General features: G+C 69.3%; 14 protein-coding genes. 4 read left to right on the forward strand and 10 right to left on the reverse strand.

The window, feature by feature from the left end; genetic code table 11:
• Positions 1-85: 85 nt before the first annotated feature.
• From LFM09_RS30575 to LFM09_RS30585, 3 genes are read right to left on the reverse strand one after another with little or no spacing between them, the layout of a single operon-like run.
• Positions 86-3,376 carry an error-prone DNA polymerase gene (locus tag LFM09_RS30575; protein WP_414100039.1) on the reverse strand — a complete coding sequence of 1,097 codons (3,291 nt, stop codon included), beginning with the start codon at positions 3,374-3,376 and terminating at the stop codon, positions 86-88.
• Between the two features lie 60 nt (positions 3,377-3,436).
• On the reverse strand, positions 3,437-4,939 hold the full coding sequence (locus tag LFM09_RS30580) for a DNA polymerase Y family protein (protein ID WP_414100040.1): 1,503 nt from the start codon (positions 4,937-4,939) through the stop codon (positions 3,437-3,439).
• Positions 4,936-5,679, reverse strand: coding sequence for a hypothetical protein (locus LFM09_RS30585; RefSeq protein WP_414100041.1), 744 nt, complete (start codon positions 5,677-5,679; stop codon positions 4,936-4,938). The genes LFM09_RS30580 and LFM09_RS30585 overlap by 4 nt, the downstream gene beginning before the upstream one ends.
• Before the next feature lie 240 nt (positions 5,680-5,919).
• On the opposite strand from LFM09_RS30585, the gene LFM09_RS30590 reads away from it, so the two are divergent.
• Positions 5,920-6,654 (forward strand): hypothetical protein, encoded by a 735-nt coding sequence (locus tag LFM09_RS30590; protein ID WP_414100042.1) that lies wholly within the window; start codon positions 5,920-5,922, stop codon positions 6,652-6,654.
• Positions 6,651-7,328 carry a hypothetical protein gene (locus LFM09_RS30595; RefSeq protein ID WP_414100043.1) on the forward strand — a complete coding sequence of 226 codons (678 nt, stop codon included), beginning with the start codon at positions 6,651-6,653 and terminating at the stop codon, positions 7,326-7,328. Before LFM09_RS30590 ends, LFM09_RS30595 begins: the two co-directional genes overlap by 4 nt.
• Before the next feature lie 41 nt (positions 7,329-7,369).
• Here the strand turns inward: LFM09_RS30595 and purH are convergent, their stop codons facing one another.
• From purH to LFM09_RS30630, 7 genes are all read right to left on the reverse strand, one after another.
• Complete coding sequence (gene purH / locus LFM09_RS30600) at positions 7,370-8,941, reverse strand: bifunctional phosphoribosylaminoimidazolecarboxamide formyltransferase/IMP cyclohydrolase (protein WP_414100044.1); 1,572 nt, start codon at positions 8,939-8,941, stop codon at positions 7,370-7,372.
• Positions 8,938-9,558 (reverse strand): phosphoribosylglycinamide formyltransferase, encoded by a 621-nt coding sequence (gene purN / locus LFM09_RS30605; RefSeq protein ID WP_414100130.1) that lies wholly within the window; start codon positions 9,556-9,558, stop codon positions 8,938-8,940. The genes purH and purN overlap by 4 nt, the downstream gene beginning before the upstream one ends.
• A 52-nt stretch (positions 9,559-9,610) precedes the next feature.
• Entirely contained in the window at positions 9,611-11,161 is a 1,551-nt protein-coding gene (locus LFM09_RS30610; protein ID WP_414100045.1) for a DUF6350 family protein, read from the reverse strand.
• 110 nt (positions 11,162-11,271) lie between these two features.
• Positions 11,272-11,985, reverse strand: coding sequence for a DUF5336 domain-containing protein (locus LFM09_RS30615; protein ID WP_414100046.1), 714 nt, complete (start codon positions 11,983-11,985; stop codon positions 11,272-11,274).
• 156 nt (positions 11,986-12,141) lie between these two features.
• Positions 12,142-13,029: a succinate--CoA ligase subunit alpha gene (sucD, locus tag LFM09_RS30620; protein ID WP_414100047.1), complete on the reverse strand. Its 888-nt coding sequence runs from the start codon at positions 13,027-13,029 to the stop codon at positions 12,142-12,144.
• A gap of 5 nt (positions 13,030-13,034) precedes the next feature.
• Complete coding sequence (gene sucC, locus LFM09_RS30625; RefSeq protein WP_414100048.1) at positions 13,035-14,201, reverse strand: ADP-forming succinate--CoA ligase subunit beta; 1,167 nt, start codon at positions 14,199-14,201, stop codon at positions 13,035-13,037.
• Between the two features lie 196 nt (positions 14,202-14,397).
• On the reverse strand, positions 14,398-16,071 hold the full coding sequence (locus tag LFM09_RS30630; protein ID WP_414100049.1) for a hypothetical protein: 1,674 nt from the start codon (positions 16,069-16,071) through the stop codon (positions 14,398-14,400).
• Between the two features lie 135 nt (positions 16,072-16,206).
• Here LFM09_RS30630 and LFM09_RS30635 point away from each other — a divergent pair, with 135 nt between their 5' ends.
• Positions 16,207-17,187, forward strand: a complete 981-nt coding sequence (locus LFM09_RS30635) for an esterase/lipase family protein (RefSeq protein ID WP_414100050.1) — start codon at positions 16,207-16,209, stop codon at positions 17,185-17,187.
• Positions 17,188-17,395: 208 nt separating this feature from the next.
• Positions 17,396-18,184, forward strand: a complete 789-nt coding sequence (locus LFM09_RS30640; RefSeq protein ID WP_414100051.1) for a M23 family metallopeptidase — start codon at positions 17,396-17,398, stop codon at positions 18,182-18,184.
• Positions 18,185-19,370: the final 1,186 nt, after the last annotated feature.

Consider the following 19,370-nt stretch of genomic DNA (forward strand, 5'->3'; position numbering starts at 1 on the left):
GGGTAGACATCTACAGCGTAGACCGGGGGACCCGTGCACGCCGTCTGCCGAGTGGCGGCCTTCGCGTTGAGCGTCGGCGCCGCTCTCACCGGAAATCCCGCGACCTCGAAGGAATCCGCAGATCGAGGTGCTGCAACCGGTCCGCCATCACGCTGACCACGCCCTCCGCGGACTCGACCACGCCCCGCACGAGCATCGCGCCGCTGCTGCGCGCCACCCGCCGGTACCGCGCCCACAATCCCGGTGAGCACACGACGTTCACCATCCCGGTCTCGTCCTCGATGTTGAGGAACGTGACCCCTCCCGCCGTCGCCGGTCGCTGCCGGTGCGTCACCGCGCCGCCGATCAGGACTCGCGTTCCTCGCCCCACCGAGGAAAGCGCGGCAGCGGGCAAGGCACCCATCGAGTCCAATGTGGACCTGACGAACCGGGTCGGGAAGCTGTCCGGGGACAGGCCCGTTGCCCAGACGTCCGCGACCGCCAGCTCGACGTCGTCCATGCCTGGCAACGACGGCGCGTCGACACCGACCACGGTGCCCGGCAGGCGATCCGGGCGGATCGCGGCCACCGCGCCCGCCGCCCACAGCGCCTCGCGGCGTTCGAGACCGAAGCACCCGAAGGCGCCCGCGGTGGCCAAGGCCTCGACCTGGGCGGTGGTGAGCTGCACGCGGGAGCCGAAGTCCTCCATGTCGCGGAACGGTTGGGCGGCAACGATTCGCGCAGCATCTCCAGCACCGATCCCGCGCACCTCCTCCAACCCGATGCGCACGTCGTTCTTGCCCTCGGAACCACGCTCCAGCCCCGCATGAGGGAGCGACCGGTTCACGCACGGGCCGTGCACCGTCACGCCGTGGCGACGAGCGTCGATCACCAGCGATTGCGGCGAGTAGAAGCCCATCGGCTGGGCGCGCAACAACGCCGCGCAGAACGCCGCCGGGTAGTAGAGCTTGAACCACGCGCTCACGAACACCAGATGCGCGAACGACAGCGCGTGCGACTCGGGGAAGCCGAAGTTGGCGAACGCCAGGAGCTTCGCGTAGATGCGGCCGGCCAGCTCCTCGTCGATGCCCTGAGCCGCGCACCCCTCGTAGAAGCGGTCGCGCAGGCGTTCCATCCGGGCGGTCGAGCGTTTGGCACCCATCGCGCGGCGCAGTTCGTCGGCCTCGGCTGCGGTGAAACCGGCGACGTCGACCGCGATCTGCATGAGCTGTTCCTGGAACAACGGCACGCCGTAGGTCTTCTTAAGAGCGTTCTCCAGCAACGGATGGTCGTAGTCCCACTTCTCCAGCTTGTTGCGGCGCCTGATGTACGGGTGCACCGAGCCGCCCTGGATCGGCCCCGGCCTGATCAGCGCCACCTCGACGACGAGGTCGTAGAACTCACGTGGCTTCAGGCGCGGCAACGTCGCCATCTGCGCACGGCTCTCCACCTGGAAAACCCCGACAGAATCGGCTTTCTGCAACATCTCGTAGACGGCGGAGTCAGCGAGATCGATGCGACCCATGTCCACGTCGACGCCTTCGTGATCGCGCACGAGATCGATGGCGTAGTGCAGCGCCGAGAGCATGCCGAGGCCGAGCAGGTCGAACTTCACCAGGCCGATCGACGCGCAGTCGTCCTTGTCCCACTGCAGGACCGTGCGGTTGTCCATGCGCGCCTTCTCCACCGGGCACACCTCGCTGACGGCGCGGTGGCAGATCACCATGCCGCCGGAGTGGATGCCCAGGTGCCGCGGGAAGTTCTCCAGCTGCGCGGACAGTTCCAGCACGTCACGCGGGATGTCGCAGTCGTCGGTGATGGTGGTCAGAGGACCCCACCTGTCTATCTGCTTGCTCCACGCGTCCTGCTGGCCCGGCGAGTGGCCGAGCGCTCGGGCCATGTCGCGCACGGCGGACCGGGCGCGGTAGGTGATGACGTTCGCGACCTGCGCGGCGTGCCGGCGGCCGTACTTGCGGTAGACGTGCTGGATGACCTCCTCGCGCCGGTCGGACTCGATGTCGACGTCGATGTCGGGAGGGCCGTCGCGGGCGGGGGCGAGGAAGCGTTCGAAGAGCAGGTCGAAGCTGACCGCGTCGACGTTGGTGATGCCGAGCGCGAAGCACACCGCGGAGTTCGCGGCGCTGCCCCGCCCCTGGCAGAGGATGTCGTTCTCCTTGCAGAACTTCACGATGTCGTGCACGACGAGGAAGTAGCCGGGGAACCCGAGCTGTTCGATGATCTTCAGCTCGTGCTCGATCTGCAGGAACGCCTTCTCGTGGTCATCCCCGTAGCGACGCCGCGCGCCCTCATAGGTGAGCTTGCGCAGCCAGCTGCTCTCGGTGTGGTCGGGCGGCACGTCGAACGGCGGCAGCTTCGGCGCGACCAGCCGCAGGTCGAACGCCAGCTGCATGCCGAGCAACGCGGCGTTGTGCACGGCGCCGGGGTAACGGCGGAAGCGGTGCCACATCTCCTCGCCGCTGCGCAGGAACGCGGCAGGCGAGGGCGGCAGCCAGCCGGCCATCTCGTCGAGGCTGCTGCGCGCCCTGACCGCGGCCATCGCGGCAGCGAGCCGGCCGCGGTCCGGTGTGGCGTAGTGCGCCGCATTCGTTGCCACGACCGGGAGTTTGAGCTCCATCGCCATCGCGTAGAGGAGGTCGTTGCGGCGGCTGTCCTCCGGCAGGCCGTGGTCGGTCAGCTCGACGTGGACCCGGCCGCGGCCGAACAGCTCGGTGAGCCGGACGATCTCCCGGTAGGCGGCGTCCGGCCCTTCTCGCACCAACGCCCTGCGCACGGTTCCCTTGCGGCATCCCGTGAGCACCACGACCTCGCCCTTGGTGTCCGCGACGATCTGCTCGACGTCGTAGACGGGTTTGCCCTTCTCCGCGCCGTCGTCGAGGTGGCCGGTGGTGAGCGTGCGGCACAGCCGGTGGTAGCCCTCCTGTTGGCGCGCGAGGAGAAGCAGGTGATCACCTTCGGGGTCCGGTTCGCCGTTGGCCGGCTTGCTCAGTCCGATGCTGAGCTCGGCACCGAAGATCGTGTGCACGCCGAGCTCCTTCGCGGCCTCGGCGAACCGGACCACGCCGTACATGCCGTCGTGGTCGGTGAGCGCGATGGCGTCGAGCTTGAGCCGTTGCGCGGTCTCGACGAGCTCCTCCGGGTGACTGGCGCCGTCGAGCCAGCTGAAGTTGGAGTGGCAGTGCAGCTCCGCGTACGGCACGCGCTTGCGGGTGACGCTGAGATCGTCCACGCGCAGCTGGAAACCCGGCGGCGCGGTGTACCGGTCGCGGTGCCGTGACCAGCCGGGACCGTCGCCGCCGTCGGGTTTCTGCTCGAACGGTTTACCGGAGAGAGCCCGTTCCAGGTCCTTCCAGCGGACCGGCGGGTTATTCCAGCCCATCCGGAGCCTTGCGCGGCAACGGGATCAGCAGCTCCAGCACGTCCCAGTCCTCTTCGGACATCAGTCGTACACCCCTTCCAGAAACCACCTCTGGTTCCTGCGGATCAGCAGGAACGCCTGGTCGTTCGTCTGCACCTGGATGCGCGCGGCCCGGTGCGGGTCCGGCGCCCACCACCGCTCGTCGACCGGCCACGGCCCGGCCCACGCGACCACGGCTGCCGTTTTGCCTTTGGCGGTCAGCTTTTTCGGCTGTGCGGTGAGCTCCAGGCGACCGGTCACCCCGACCTCGTCGCCGTTCTCGTCTTCAAGACGTGCGGGATCGTCGGCGAGCGTCGCAGGCGCCCTGGTGAGCCGGCCGGGCCACGGGTGGTCGGGGTTGCGCACCGGCACCCGTTCGTCGCCCCAGGGCACGAGCCTGACCTGCTCCTTCGGCCCCCTGCCACCGTCGAGCACCGGCGTCAGCACCCCGTCCGGGCCGAGCAGACCCTGAACGTGCAGCAGCGCGCGCACCGCGCGTTCGTCGTCGTGGCCCCACAGCCCGAGCTGCAGCGCGGTCCCGTCGACGACCTCGACCGGTTCGAGGGTGAGCGTGCGGATGCCGGAGGTGAGGCGTTCGCGGGTCAGCCAGCCGTCGAGCTGCCAGCGCACCCGGTCCGCGATCCCCCGCGGTGTCAACGGTTCCGCGGCCCGCCACACCCGGTGCAGCTCCTCGTCGTTCTCCGTGCGGGCGTGGATGCCGAGCCTGGTGCACGCGAGGCTGCGGTCCGCGAGGTTCTCGTGCAGCCGTTCCGAGAGGATCTTCGCGGCGAACGCGGCCGCGTCGATCCGCTCGACCGGTTCGTCGAACGTCTCCGTGACGGCCAGCTCGGGGGCCGGCCTGCGCTTGTCGAGCGGACGTTCCGGCAGGCCGCGGGCCAGCCGGTGCTGCCTGGTCGCCGGTCCGCCGAACCTCGACGCGACGGCGTTCTCCGGGACGTCCGCGAAGGCGCCCAGGGTTTTCAGGCCGAGTCTTCTGAGCAGGTCGACCAGTTCCGGGGCGTCGAGCTCGTGCACGCCCAACGGCCGCAGGAACTCCGCAGTCCGGTTCGGCGGCACGATCACGTTGCGGTGCGCGGCTTTCGTGGCCGCGAACAGGCTGTCGGCCATGCCCACCTGCGCCTCCGTCCCGGTCCGGGTCGCGACGTGGTCGACGATGCGTTCGGCCGCCTGCTCGGCGGTCTTGAAGTAGCCGACCGGGCCCTGTGCCTGGACCGCGACCAGCCCCGGCTGCACGACCTCGATGCCGGGCGCGAGCTCTTCGACGGCCGCCGCGACGGGCTCGAAGAACTTGGCGTCGCGCTGCGGGTCGTGCTCGAACGTGACCAGCTCCGGGCACATCGACTCGGCCATGCGTTTGCGCATGGCCCGGCGGATGCCCTCGCCGCGGGCCACGGCCGAGGTGGCCACGATCTCGTTGCCGTCGACGACCGCCACCGGCACGTGCGAGCTGGTGGAGGTGGCGGTGCAGGCGGCGATGACCGGCCAGTCGGGGCACCAGACCGTGAGGAGCCGGGTGTCCTTCACGCAGGACGCCCTCGTGTTGTAGCCCGCCTGGAGGCCAGTTCGTCGACCCGGTCCGGACCGGCATCAGCCGGCTCGTCGGACCCCGTCGGTTCACCGGCCACCAGCGGGAGCTCGATCTCTTGTTCCCCGAACGTCAGCAGCACGTGCTTCGGCTTGCCCGCCGAGCCGCGGCCACCGCTGCGCACGCTGATCTCCTGACGCCGCAACGTTTCCGCACCGTCGTCGAGCGGGTTCCAGCGCACGGACTCCGCGGTCAGCTCCACGTCGGCCGAGGGCCAGGAGCCGAACGCGATCAGCACGGCTCGGCGTTGACGAGCGCGAGCCGTGAGGCGCCGCGCGAGCGAAGGAGGTAGTGGGCAGGCGACGGCCACCAGGTCGATGCCGTCGAGCAGGGCCGCGATCACCGGGCCGGGATCGGAGCCGGGACTGGGGACGAGTGCCAGCCGCTGCACCGAGACCCCGAGCTCGGCCGCGGCCAGCACACCCACCTGCGGGAGGCCGACCACGGCGGCCCAACAGCCGTCCGCGGTCGCGCCCGCCAGCAGAGCGAGCAGCAGCGATGTCGATCCGCCCACCGACACCGTGCTGCCTCGCCGCAAGCCGCCCCACGGCAGCAGGCCCGCCAGATCCCCGCGAACCGGCAGAACCCGCCCCGTGGCGTGGTCGGTGGTGGTGCTGGTCAGCTCGCTGGCCGGGTTCACCCCGAGCTCGGACAGCGACGCCGTTGCCGACCTGGACACTCCACCCACCTCCCGTCTCGGACCGTGCGCACCCCTGTGCACGGCCGCCGAGGGAAGTTCGGCGACTTGCTTATTCGAACTCCTGTTCGAACGAACGGGATGATCGTAGCGCGCCGCAGCACCCTCGTGTCAATGCCGGAAGCCACCCGATCGGGGGAATCGCATTCACCGAGACGCACCACGCGGAACCTCAAGGTCAACTACGTTGGCCCGGACCGTTCTTCTGACGAGGAAGCTCCAGTGAACTCACCTCAAGGCTGGCCGCAGCAGCCTCCGCAGCAGGGCTGGCAGCAGCAGCCTCCACCTCCTCAGCCGGGCGGACACCCGCCGCAGGGCTACCCCCAGCAACAGGGCCATCCGGGTTACCCGCAGCAGCCGCCGCAGAAGAAGGGCAAGGGCCCGATCGTCGCCGTGGTGATCATCGGCGTGATCCTGCTGCTCGGCGGACTCGGCACCGGTGGTTTCTTCTTTTTCAACGCGCGCAAGGACCACGGCGTCCCACTGCGCACGGGTGCCATGCCGGAGCTGTGCACCAGCGTGTCTCCCGAGACCCTGGCCAAAGCCCGCACCACGAACCCGGACGTGCAGGGATCCAGCAATCCGCAGAGCGACACCACGAACTGCCGCTGGGATCAGACCGTCGGCCGTGACAACCCCGGCTACCGGTTGCTGTGGATCCAGATCTGGGAGGGCGAGGGCAAGTTCGACGACATGGTCGGCATGGTGACGGCCTACAGCAACGCCAAGGAGGTCGGTGGCATCAGCAGCATCGGCGATGAAGCCAAGGGCTTCGTGACCGTACGGCCGAGCGAGGCGTCCGCCGAGTACTCGCTCGTGGCTCGCAAGGGCGACCACTGCGTCCTGGTCGAGTACATGGGAGCGGATCCCGGGCTGTTCAGCCTGACCAATCCCGACATGGACGAGCTCGCGGAGATCTCGAAGACCGTCATGAACGACGTGCTGGGGAAGTTGTGAACCAACCACCGCCGCACGGCTGGCACCAGCAGCAGCCACCACCGGGCTGGGGCTATCCGCCACCGCCGCCGAAGAAGAGCAAGGCACCGTTGGTCGTCGGCATCATCGCCGGCGTCCTGGTGCTGGGCATCGCGGCCACCTTCGGGATCCTTTACTTCGGCGCGAACGCCGACAGCGGCAGCCCCAAGCGCGGCGGCACGATGCCGAAGGTCTGCGCGGACATCCCTCAGGCCGCGCTGGCCAAGGCCCGCACCACGAACCACAACCCCGCGATGTCGCGCGAGTCGAAGCGCCAGGACACCACGCAGACGTCGTGCGCCTGGGACCAGACCAAGGGCGTCGACGGGTCGGGACTGCGCAACCTCGACGCGTACGTCGTGGTGGGTGGTGCCGCAGAGGAGTACGAACAGCGGGTCTCGCAGTCGAAGCAGAACAACCAGGGCACGATCAACGAACGCCCGCTCGACGGGCTCGGCGACGACGCCACGGCCGTGCTGGTGGACGGCAAGTCCGCGTTCCTGCAGCTCGACATCATCGTGCGCAAGGGCGACACCGTCGTCGAGGTCGAGTACACCGGCTGGGACTCGGGCATGTTCGGGAACAAGCGCCCGGACGTCACGGAGTTCGAGGACGCCGCGCGGGGCGTCGCGGAGGCGTTGCTCGCCGAGGTGTGAAAAGGGCCGCTCCCAACGGAAGCGGCCCTTTTCAGAGAACGTCAGTGCGCGAAGTGGCGCGTACCCGTCAGGTACAGCGTCACGCCCGCCTCTTCCGCCTTCGCGATCACCTCGGGGTCGCGCACGGAGCCACCGGGCTGCACGACCGCGCGAACACCGGCCTCCAGCAGCACCTCGAGGCCGTCCGGGAACGGGAAGAACGCGTCCGAAGCCGCGACCGCACCCCCGGCCCGCTCACCCGCGCGCTTCACCGCGAGGTGCGACGAGTCGACCCGGTTGACCTGGCCCATGCCGACACCGACGGTCGCGCCGTCGTTCGCCAGCAGGATCGCGTTCGACTTCACCGCGCGGATGGCACGCCACGCGAACTCCAGGTCCGCCAACGTCTTCTCGTCCGCGGGCTTGCCGCACGCGAGCGTCCAGTTCGCGGGCGAGTCGCCCTCGGCGTCGATGGCGTCACGCTGCTGCAGCAACAGGCCTCCGGACACCGGACGCATCTCCGCACCACCGCGCTGCGGCGCCTCGGCCACGAGGATGCGCACGTTCTTCTTGCGCTGCAACACCTCCACCGCACCGTCCGCATAGGACGGAGCGATGATGACCTCGGTGAAGATCTCGGAGACCTTCTCCGCCATCTCCACGGTGACCTCGCGGTTCGCCGCGATGATGCCGCCGAACGCGCTGACCGGGTCGCACTCGTGCGCCTTGAGGTGCGCGTCCGCGATGCTCACGTCCGACACCGCGATGCCGCACGGGTTCGCGTGCTTGATGATCGCGACGCACGGCCGTTCGTGGTCCCACGCGGCGCGCCACGCGGCGTCGCCGTCGAGGTAGTTGTTGTACGACATCTCCTTGCCGTGCAACTGCTTCGCCGACGCCAGGCCAACGCGGCCGTCGCCCTGCGTGTAGATCGCGGCGCTCTGGTGCGGGTTCTCGCCGTAGCGCAGCACGTTCGAGCGGTTCCAGGTCGCGCCGACCCAGCCGGGGAAGCCCGAGCCCTCGTCGTCCGGCGCCAGCACGTTGCCGATCCAGGACGCCACGGCGACGTCGTAGGACGCGGTGTGCCGGTACGCCTGAGCCGCGAGCTGCTGACGGTCGGCCAGGGTGAAGCCGCCCTCGCGGACGCTCTCCAGCACCCAGTCGTAGCGCGCCGGGTCGACGACGACCGCGACGTTCGCGTGGTTCTTCGCCGACGCCCGGACCATCGCGGGACCGCCGATGTCGATCTGCTCGACGCACTCGTCCGGGCTGGCGCCGGACGCGACGGTCTGCGTGAACGGGTACAGGTTCACGACCAGCAGGTCGAACGGCGCGATGTCCATCTCGCGCAGCTGCTGGACGTGCGACTCCTTGCGCAGGTCGGCCAGCAGCCCGGCGTGCACGCGCGGGTGCAGCGTCTTGACGCGGCCGTCGAGGCACTCGGGGAACCCGGTCACCTGCTCGACCGGCGTCACGGGGACGCCGGCGTCGGCGAGCACCTTCGCGGTGCCGCCGGTCGACACGATCTCGACTCCGGCCGCGTGCAGGCCGGTGGCCAGTTCCAGCAGGCCGGCCTTGTCGGAGACACCGATCAGTGCCCGACGAACCGGTCGCCTCTCGGCAGGAGTGGTCACGGAATGCTCACCTTTCGTCCGTTCACGGTGCAGCCCTCACGGGCCAGCCTGCCGACCGTCTCGACGAGCAGCCGGCGTTCGACGACCTTGATGCGTTCGTGGAGGGTCTCTTCGGTGTCGTCGGGTTCGACGACAACGGCCTCCTGCGCGAGGATCGGCCCGGTGTCCACGCCCGCGTCGACCAGGTGCACGGTCGACCCGGTGACGTGCACGCCGTAGTTCAGGGCGTCCCGCACGCCGTGCGCGCCGGGGAAGGCGGGCAGCAGTGCGGGGTGGGTGTTGATCATCCGGCCGCCGAAGCGGGCGAGGAACTGCTCGCCGATGATCTTCATGAAGCCGGCTGACACGACCAGATCCGGTTCGTGGGAGGCGACCGCCTCGGTCAGTGCGGCGTCCCACGCGGCTCGATCGGCGTGGTCGCGCAGCTTCACGGCGAAGTGCGGCACCCCGGCGCGTTCGGCGCGCTTGAGACCCTCGATGTTCTCGCGGTCGGCGCCTACCGCGACCACCTCGATCGGGAGGTCGGTGGCGTCCAGCAAAGCCTGCATGAGGGTTCCGGAACCGGAGACGAGTACGACGACGCGCGCCGGTGTGGGAAGCCGAAGTTCGGTGCTCAGCGTCTACTCCTGGGCGTAGCGTGTTGTAGCAGCTCAGGGGCAGTTTAGGCCGTCACCGTTCCGGCTTTTCGTCCAGGTCCTCCTCGGCCTCCATACCGAGCATCTCGTCGAACTCCGCGTCGAAGTCTTCCTGTTCGTCCACAGGGTCTTCTTCGCCGTCGACGTCTTCTTCTTCGTCGGTGTCGTCGTCTTCTTCGACGAGGTCTTCGGGCTCTTCGTCGTCGTGCTCGTCGTACTCGTCGTCTTCGTAGTAGTCGTCTTCGAGCTCTTCCTCGACCTCGAACTCGTCCTCGTCCACGACCTCGTGCTGATCAAGCTGCTCGAACTGCTCGGTGAGCTCGTCGTCCTCGAACACGACGTCCTCGTCGACGACCTCTTCGTCCTCGTCGTAGTCCGGCTCGACGAACTCGGCGTCGCCGTCCACGACCGCCTTCGCGCGGGACCCGGCGAGCCAGGCGACCAGTGCGCCCGGCACCAGCACCCACAGCGCCACCATCAACGCGAGCAGACCCGCCGGCACCGTCACGGGGTCGAACGCGCCCGCCGCCAGCCGCCCGCCCGCGGTCGCGGCGAGGACCAGGCTGCCCACCGCCGCGGTGATCGCGGCGACCAGCACCGCCCGGATCCGCGAGGCAGGTCGGTCCGACACCTTGCGGCAGGTCCAGCCGACGAACGCGCCGATCGCCGCCGCGCCCACCAGCACCACCGGGCTCCACGGGAACTCGTTCTCCGGCATCGCGGCCAGCAACGGCAGCGCCGGGGCCTCACCACCGACGAACCGCATCGGCGAGATCTCGATCCCGCCCAACGAGAACCCGGCGCCCGCGACGTACGAGAAGCCGGCGATGATCGCGTTCGGGAGATAACCGACGCACAGCAGGAAAACGCCGAGGCCGACCCCGACCGACGGACCGGCCTGCGCGAAGTGGCCGCTGGTCGTCGGCCACGAGATCGCGAGCCCGGCCGCCACCGCCAGCGCACCCGCGCTGACCAGCGCGAACAACGCCATGAACCCGGCCCGCAAGCCCTGCAGCGCCACCGGGTCGAGCTTGTCGAACACCATCTCGACGAGGCCGCAGCGGCGGGCGACGCCGATCGTGGCGGCAAGACCGGACACCGCGGCACAGCCGAAGAACGCGACGGCCGGCGTGGCGCGCACAACGCCGTCGCCCATCAGCAACGCGATCGTGCCGCCCACGACCGCGTGCGCACCGGAGATGCTCAGCACGACACCGCGCGCCTGAAGCGGTTCGTAAAGACCGAGCCGGTCCGCCGCGCCCGCGGCGGTGCGGCCGACGAGCAACATCAGCAACGCGGTCGGCAGCAGCGGGAGCACCCCGAGCTGACCGGCGTCGAAGCGCAACGGCACGTGGTGCGCGGCCAGCCAGGCGGGCGCGGCGGCGGTGAGCACCCCGGCGGTGGAGAACTCGGCGTACGTGGCCGTCGCGGAGACCAGTGCGAGCACCGCGGCCACCGCTGCGTACCCGACGACCACCGACCCGATGGCAGCGGCGACGAGCACGCGCACCCGTTCGGAGCGCGAGAACTCCGGCGGGCGGACGGTGTTCACCTCGCGAGTCGCATCGCGTTGCAGCACGGGCATTTCCCCACTGTGTCAGGCGGACTGAGCCATTCGGGGCAGGCACGCCGCGTCATACGACAGGGGTGGTGCCGGAAGCACCGGCACCACCCCTGGAGAACCTACGAGCCTGCTTACTGCTGCGGGCCGCCGAAGCCACCGGGCGGCGTGCCCGGCGAGCCGAACTGGCCCGGCTGCGGCATGAAGCTGGTCTGCTGCGGCGGCTGGCCCGGCTGCTGGGGCTGCTGCGGCTGCTGGCCGAACTGCTGCTGCTGGCCGAACTGCGGCTGCTGCGGTGCCTGCTGCTGGGGCGCGCCGTGCTGGGGCTGGCCCTGCTGCGGGAACGCACCGGACTGCGGGTTCCAGCCACCGGGCTGACCGTGCTGCTGCTGGCCGGCGTACGGGTTCGCGGGCTTCGGCTCGAACTTCACGATGCCCTCGGCGAGCAGCAGCGTGAGCACGATCGCCGCGGCCTGCACCAGCGCCACGATCAGCAGGACGATCTGCATGCCCTCGACCGACGGGCCCTTGATGATGCCCTGGAGCACCAGGAGCATCTGCACGACCGACAGTGCACCCGCCACCGGGATGAACTTCGGGGCGTTCGGCAGGAGAGTGAGACCCGCGAGCGCACCCGCGACCATCAGCCAGAGGGCGTCGCCGGAGCTGACGTCGTCGGCGAAGGCGAGCAGGTAGGCGACCAGGCCGAGACCCGCCGCGACCAGCGGGAGGATCAGGCCCAGGTTGATGTTGTTCGCGCCGGGGGCAGCGCCGGGCTGCTGCGGCGCCTGGTGATGCTGTGCCGGACCCGGCGGCTGCTGTTGGGGTGCGCCGTAAGGCACGGACATGTCGAGGTCTCCTCCTACCGAGTGATTCTCAAAACGCTAGCCCACGCGCTTGCTCAGACGATGACCGGATCATGCCGGTTCCGCCATACGAGCGAGGGCCGGACTCCGAAAGTACTCGGAATCCGGCCCGTGTGTTGCTTTACGTGCGTCGCTCGCTCAGAGGGCGCTCATGATCTCGCGCATGAGAGCGGCGGTCTCGGACGGCGTCTTGCCGACCTTGACGCCGGCGGCCTCGAGGGCCTCCTTCTTCGCCTGCGCGGTGCCCGCCGAGCCCGAGACGATGGCGCCGGCGTGGCCCATGGTCTTGCCCTCGGGGGCGGTGAAGCCCGCGACGTAGCCGACGACCGGCTTGGTCACGTTCTCCTTGATGTACGCCGCGGCGCGCTCCTCGGCGTCGCCGCCGATCTCACCGATCATCACGATCGCGACGGTCTCCTCGTCGGCCTGGAAGGCCTCGAGGGCGTCGATGTGCGTGGTGCCGATGATCGGGTCGCCACCGATGCCGATCGCGGTGGAGAAGCCGAAGTCACGCAGCTCGTACATCATCTGGTAGGTCAGCGTGCCGGACTTCGACACCAGACCGATCTTGCCGCCACCCGCGATGTTCGCCGGGATGATGCCGGCGTTCGACTTGCCGGGGCTGATGATGCCGGGGCAGTTCGGGCCGATGATCCGGGTCTTGTTGCCCGTCGCGACGGCGTGCGCCCAGAAGTAGGCGGTGTCGTGCACCGGGATGCCCTCGGTGATGACGACGGCCAGCTCGATCTCGGCGTCGATCGCCTCGACCACGGCGGCCTTCGCGAAGGCCGGCGGCACGAAGATCACGGTCACGTTCGCGCCGGTGGCCTCCATGGCCTCCTTGACGGAACCGAAGACCGGCAGCACCTGGCCGTCGAAGTCGACCTTCTCGCCGGCCTTGCGCGGGTTCACGCCACCGACGATGTTCGTGCCGGACGCGAGCATGCGCTTGGTGTGCTTGGTGCCCTCGGCACCGGTCATGCCCTGGACGATGACCTTGCTGTTCTCGTTGAGGAAGATAGCCATCGTTCTCAGACCCCCGCAGCCGCGAGCTCGGCGGCCTTGGCGGCCGCGTTGTCCATCGTGTCGACAACGGTCACCAGCGGGTGGTTGGCCTCGGCGAGAATCCGGCGGCCCTCCTCCACGTTGTTGCCGTCGAGGCGGACGACGAGCGGCTTGGTGGCCTCGTCGCCGAGGATCTCCAGCGCCGCCACGATGCCGTTGGCGACCGCGTCACACGCGGTGATGCCACCGAAGACGTTGACGAACACCGAACGCACGGCCTCGTCGCCGAGGATGACGTCCAGGCCGTTGGCCATGACCTCGGCGGACGCGCCGCCACCGATGTCGAGGAAGTTCGCGGGCTTCACGCCGTACTGCTCACCGGCGTACGCGACGACGTCCAGCGTCGACATGACCAGACCGGCACCGTTGCCGATGATGCCGACCTCGCCGTCGAGCTTGACGTAGTTGAGGCCCTTCTCCTTGGCCTTCGCCTCGAGAGGGTTCTCCGCCGCCTTGTCGACCAGCTCGGCGTGGGCCGGGTGGCGGAAGTCGGCGTTCTCGTCGAGCGTGACCTTGCCGTCCAGCGCGACGATCTTGTCCTGCGGGTCGCGGACCAGCGGGTTGACCTCGACGAGCGTGGCGTCCTCGGAGACGAAGGTCTCCCAGAGCTTGACGATGACGTCGATGACCTGGTCCTTGACCTCGGCCGGGAAGTTCGCCGCGTCGGCGATCTCCTTGGCCTTGGCCGCGTCGACACCCTTGATGGCGTCGATGTGGATCTTCGCGAGGGCCTCGGGCTTGGTGGCCGCGACCTCCTCGATGTCCATGCCGCCCTCAACGCTCGCCATGGCGAGGAAGGTGCGGTTGGCACGGTCGAGGAGGAAGGAGAAGTAGTACTCCTCCGCGATGTCGGAGGCAGGCGTCACCAGCACGCGGTGAACGATGTGCCCCTTGATGTCCAGGCCGAGGATGGCGGTCGCCTTCTCCTCGGTCTCCTCGGCGGTGGAAGCGAGCTTCACACCACCGGCCTTGCCGCGGCCGCCGGTCTTGACCTGGGCCTTGACGACGACCGGCTGGCCGAACTTCGCGGCGATGGCCTTGGCGTCGGCGGGGTTGGTGGCCACATCGCCCGGCAGTACCGGGACGCCGTGGGCGGCGAAGAGGTCCTTCGCCTGGTACTCGTACAGGTCCACTCGGGTCTCCTGCGACGTCGGTGTCGGAACACCGCGCCTGGGTGGTCCTCAAGGGGCCAAGCGAACCCACTTGACGCGGCTGGGCCCAGACACTATCGAGCTGCAGGTACCGCTCGCACGCCACCATCGGTGAGGTCTGTCTCAACGGCGGTGAGGTCGATCACGGGTACGCGCGCATGTAGAGGAGTGCGCGCGTTCAGCGGCTCGCGCGAGCGCCCGTCAAACCCGCCGCGACCAGCAACGCCGCCACGCACGCCAGCGCCAGCCACGTGCCGGGTCCCGCCGCGACGCCTTCGATGCGGCCGCCTGTCAGCGGCAGCTCCAGCGCGCGCACGCCGGCGACGAGCGCGGCACCCGCGAGCAGCCCCGCCCCGCGTTCCGGACGCGACCGCAACGCGACGACCAGGGCGATGACCAGCACCAGCAGCGAGCCGAGCAGCGGACCGGACTCCACCGCGTCGCCCGCGAGGATGCTCGGCGCCGTGTAGTCGGTGCCGCGCATGGTCGGCAACGCGAACGCGCCCGCCGCGAACAGCCCGGCGAGCAGCACCGCGCCCAGCTCGGCGATCGGGAGCTCCTGGCGCTTGATCGTCTCGCGTCGTTCCGTGTTCTCCCGCTCCATCGCACCGGCGACGGCAGCGCAGATCACCGCGATCACCGCGAGCGGGCCTTCCGCGATCACCAGCCAGAAGCCGGTGCCGGGCTGGGCCAGGCTGGACTCGCTCGCGGCCAGCACCGCCTGCACCGAGGCAGTGGTGGCGAGCGAGACCGCGTAGGCCGCCATGATCAGCGCCGGCCGGACGGCACCGGCGATGTTCTTGCCGAACATCAGCAGGCCCAGCACGGCCAGGGCGATGCCCGCCGGCCAGATCAGCCTCGCCGCGAAGAACTCCGGTGTCTCTCCGATGGCGACCACGAGCTGCGGGGCCATCGCGCCCGCGAGCACGACCACCGCGGCAAGGACGGCGAACGCACCAGCCGCCGCGTGCACCTTGTTCAGGGTGGGCAGCGCGATGTCCGCCTCTTCCTTCTCCTCGCCCTCGTCGAGGAAGAAGAACATCGCGATGAGTGCCGCGGCGGCCACGAGCGCGACGATCGGCCCCCAGGTGACGCTCAGGCCGTTCGCGGTGCTCGCCGCGACGAGCGGAGGCGTGACGACCGCGGCGATGCCGAGCGCGACGCCGAGCTGGTTGCCCCGTCGGGTGTCCGGGTCGGGCGAGCTGCCGCCGAACGCCGCGGCGGCCAGCGGTGCCGCGGCGATCAGGAAGCCGCCGACCAGTCCGATGAACGGGAGGTCCCACGGGCTGCGGGCGAGGAGGTACGCGTCCGACGACGAGTAGCCGTCGCCGAGCAGACCGACCGTGGCCAGCGCGGCCACGGCGAGGAAGAGGAGAACGTGGTTCTGCTGGCGTTGCTCCGACTCGTCCGCGGGGACACCGGCGCGACCCGCCGCCATGACGCCGGCCGCGAAGGTCAGCAGGTGGCCGAGGAGGAGCAGCCAGAGACCGGGTGCGGCGTCGAGCGGGTCCAGCGAGGTCGGCCGGAAGAGCTCGGGCCGTCCCACCGCCAGCGCGTCGGCCACGATCTGCACGTCGCTGAGCAGTCGGCCGATGGCGAACGCACCTGCTGCGGCGAGCACTCCCGCGGCCACGAACGGACGTCCGCGTTGCAGCAGCACGCCGGCGACCACCGGCGGGAGCAGCGCGAGGACCGCGAGCAGCGGCCACGACGTGTACGCGGGTTCGGCGCCGTCGACGACGCCGAGCAGCGGGCCTGCCGCCAGGAAGAGGGAACCCGCCGCGGCGAGCGCCCACGCGGTGCGCAGCCTGCTGGCCGCCGGGGTCTGGTTCTCGAGCTCGGTTCGAGTCATCGCGGGCGAACCTAGCAAGACCTTCGTTGAGTTCGGTGTCACCGTCCGCGACCTACTGAGACGAAATTCGTTCGCATGTGGAAAACATCCGCCGGGTACTCCTAGCCGGTGACTTCATCACTTACCGTCGCTCATATGAGCGACAACGGCCGGTCGTGGGTGACGCGTCTGACTGACGCGGTTCTCGATCGTGCCGGGTGGGGCGTGCACACCGCACGCGACGTCGCCGAAGAGGTCAAGGTCGCCCTGCGCGCGATGGCCACGCCCGGCGGAATGCGCGGCGTCGCCATGGAAGCTGCCTGGTTGACGGCCCACGCGGTGCTCTACCCGTGGGGAGCGATCACCGAACAGCTGCGCCCGGACGGCCAGTTCCGGCACTACCGCACCGACGGCCTGCCACCCCGCCAGCGCGGGTTGATGGTTTCGGCGATGGACGCGGCGGGCACCCCGATCGTGTTGGTGCACGGCATCGGGGACAACCGCTCCGCCTTCGCGGTGCTGTCGGGGGCACTGCGAAGGCGGGGTTTCGGGGTCGTTCACGCGATCAACTACAGCGTGCTGACGGCGTTGACCGGTGACGTCCGCCGCTCGGCCGCCCTGCTCGGAGCGCACATCGAGCGGATCTGCGAGCAGACCGGCGCGGATCAGGTGCATGTCGTCGGCCATTCCCTCGGCGGTCTCATCGCCAGGTACTACGTGCAACGGCTGCACGGTGACTCACGCGTTCGCACACTTGTGACCTTGGGGTCGCCGCACAGCGGCACCCTGCTGGCGTATCTGATGCCGACCTCGCTGACCAAGCAGCTGCGACCGGGCTCGGAACTGCTGGAGGAGCTCGCCGAGCCGTGCCGGCCGTGCGCCACGCGGTTCGTCGTGGTCTGGTCGGAGATGGATCAGATCATCGTGCCGCAGCGCAACGCCCGACTGGAGCACCCCTCGTTGCTCGTCGAAGAGCACCAGATACGTGATTCAGGTCACCTTTCTTTGCCGGTTGACACGAGGACGCTTCACGTAGTTGTGACCGCCATCACCCGATCGGACGACTCTGCCGGTCACCCCATCGCCGCTGGCGGTGAGGCGTGTCGGGCGCCCGGAGTGACCGACGGTCACAGTTGACAGTTGAAACCCGCTGGTTGCCGCCCGTTCGGACGACATAACGAACTGGGGTTTGCCCTCCGAGGCTTCCCGCCGTTACTGTCCCCCGGTCCGTTGTCACGGTCTGATCACAGAAGGACACCGAGTCAGAACCCCGAAATCTGACTCACCGGGAATCCCCCGCCCGGCAGTCCACAGATCAGGCTCCCCGAAGGCGGAAGGGCAAGCTTTGAGTCACCACCGCTCCCCCGGCGGCCATGAACGCAGTGCTGCGCTTGATGAGGCAGTCGACCGTGCCTCCACGCGCACCATCAGCTCCCACCGGCTCCCCCCGCCACCGTCGGCGCTTCGCGGACGCATCGTCGTCGCCGCCGTCGCAGTAGGCGCGTTCGCCGCAGCAGGCGCAGGCCAGACCCTGCAGGCCGCCGCGGACGACAGCAAAGACGTTCAGCTCGCGAACCACGCCGATGGCGCCGCCACGTTCGACGGCGTGGGTGGCGACTCCACCTCCGCGCCCCAGATCCTCGCGGTCTCCAAGACCGCGTCGGCCGGTTCCGCCGAGGCCGCCAAGCTCCTGCGCAGCCAGCAGCTCACGACCGAGCGCGAGGCCGTCGAGGCCGAGAAGAAGCGCCCGAAGTTCGTCCGCCCCGCAGCCGGTGACTTCACCTCCGGCTACGGCGGCCGCTGGGGCACCATGCACCTCGGCATCGACATCGCCGGGCCGATCGGCACCCCGATCCTGTCCGCCGCTGATGGAGTTGTGATCGAGGCCGGCCCCGCTTCCGGGTTCGGGCTCTGGGTCCGCGTCGAGCACTCCGACGGCACGATCACCGTTTACGGGCACGTGGACACGTTCAACGTTCGCGAGGGTCAGCAGGTCAAGGCTGGTCAGCAGATCGCCCGCATGGGTAACCGCGGGTTCTCCACTGGGCCGCACCTGCACTTCGAGGTGTGGAACCCCGGTGGACAGAAGATCAACCCGTTGACTTGGTTGAACGCTCGCGGTGTGACCGTCTGATTCGGTTGTTCCTGAACTACGGCTCAGTAGCTTTGTGACGGCTCGGGTGTGGTTGCCCGCCTGTCCGGGTTGGGGCGGGGGTTCTGAGGGCCTCAGGAGCCCCAGGGGGCTCATTGGGCTCCAACCTCGCTTGAGTCCCACGTATTCCGGTGGACGGGTTCCGGTTTTTGGTCCGGGAACCGAGCGGGCCGTACCCGTGCTCCGCGTTCAAGCCCGGCGTTCAAGCCGGGCTGGTGCCGCACTCGTGCGGGATGAAGTACGTGGCGGCTACTCGCCAGACTGAGCACATGTGTCTGCGCCACCTTGGGCCGCAGGCTTTGCAGGCTCCTCTGTCGGTTGGTTCGTGGTGCGTCAGCAGGGTGCGCCAGGCTGCTGTCAGGGTTGAGGTTTCTGGGGATTCCAGTTGGTTGAGGATTGCGAACACACGTTCGTGTAGCAGGTTCGCCAGTACGTGGTCCATGCCGAGTGCTCCCGCGGGGTTGGTTGCCTCACGCGGTTGATGATGCTCGGGGGGTCTGACAATTTTGGCCGGCTGGCGACTCGCACTGGGCCGTATGGCGACTCGCGGTACCTGAGCCAGGCTGAGGATGGCTGCGCAGAGCCAAAACCGGGCCCTTCGATGCCTTGCAGGGCCAGAAGACAGTCCGGAAGAGACAGTACGGCCGGACCGCTCTCCCGTTCGGTCCGGCCGCACCTCGCCGCGAAGTTTCGGCCCCCGCCGGTCCCTTCGCTCCCCTTGTCGTCAGGCTGCTCCCGTTGCCTTGGATCGCCCCGAACGCTTCCTCGGCTGTGCTGCTTGCGACACCCACATAGACGTACTAGGTGGCTGGTCGTTGCGCTGGATTTTGGAAATTCTTCGAGATTTCTCAAGGGGAGCTGAAGTTGCTGGTCAGGGTGGGTGTGGGGTGCCCGGTTTGGGAGGGTTGAGGCTTGTGGGGTGGGGCTGCGGCGGGGTGGGTTGCTGGACGCGCCGGTTTCGCAGGGCGTCCCCCTGGTGCGTTGGCGGGCGCCGGTTTCGAGTCCGTAGGTGGGTCCCGTTGCGTGCGGGTGGTCACCTTGAGGGACGCGCCGGGCGGGGGTCGCCTTGCGAGACGCGCCTTGCGAGACGCGACCATGCGGGCGGCGAGTCCTGTTTCGTGCTTCTGGGAGCTCCGCCCCAGACCCCGCCAATCTGATCAAAGACCGG

Origin of the sequence: Lentzea alba (assembly GCF_047445655.1) — a bacterium.
GTDB classification, from domain to species: Bacteria; Actinomycetota; Actinomycetes; order Mycobacteriales; family Pseudonocardiaceae; genus Lentzea; species Lentzea alba_A.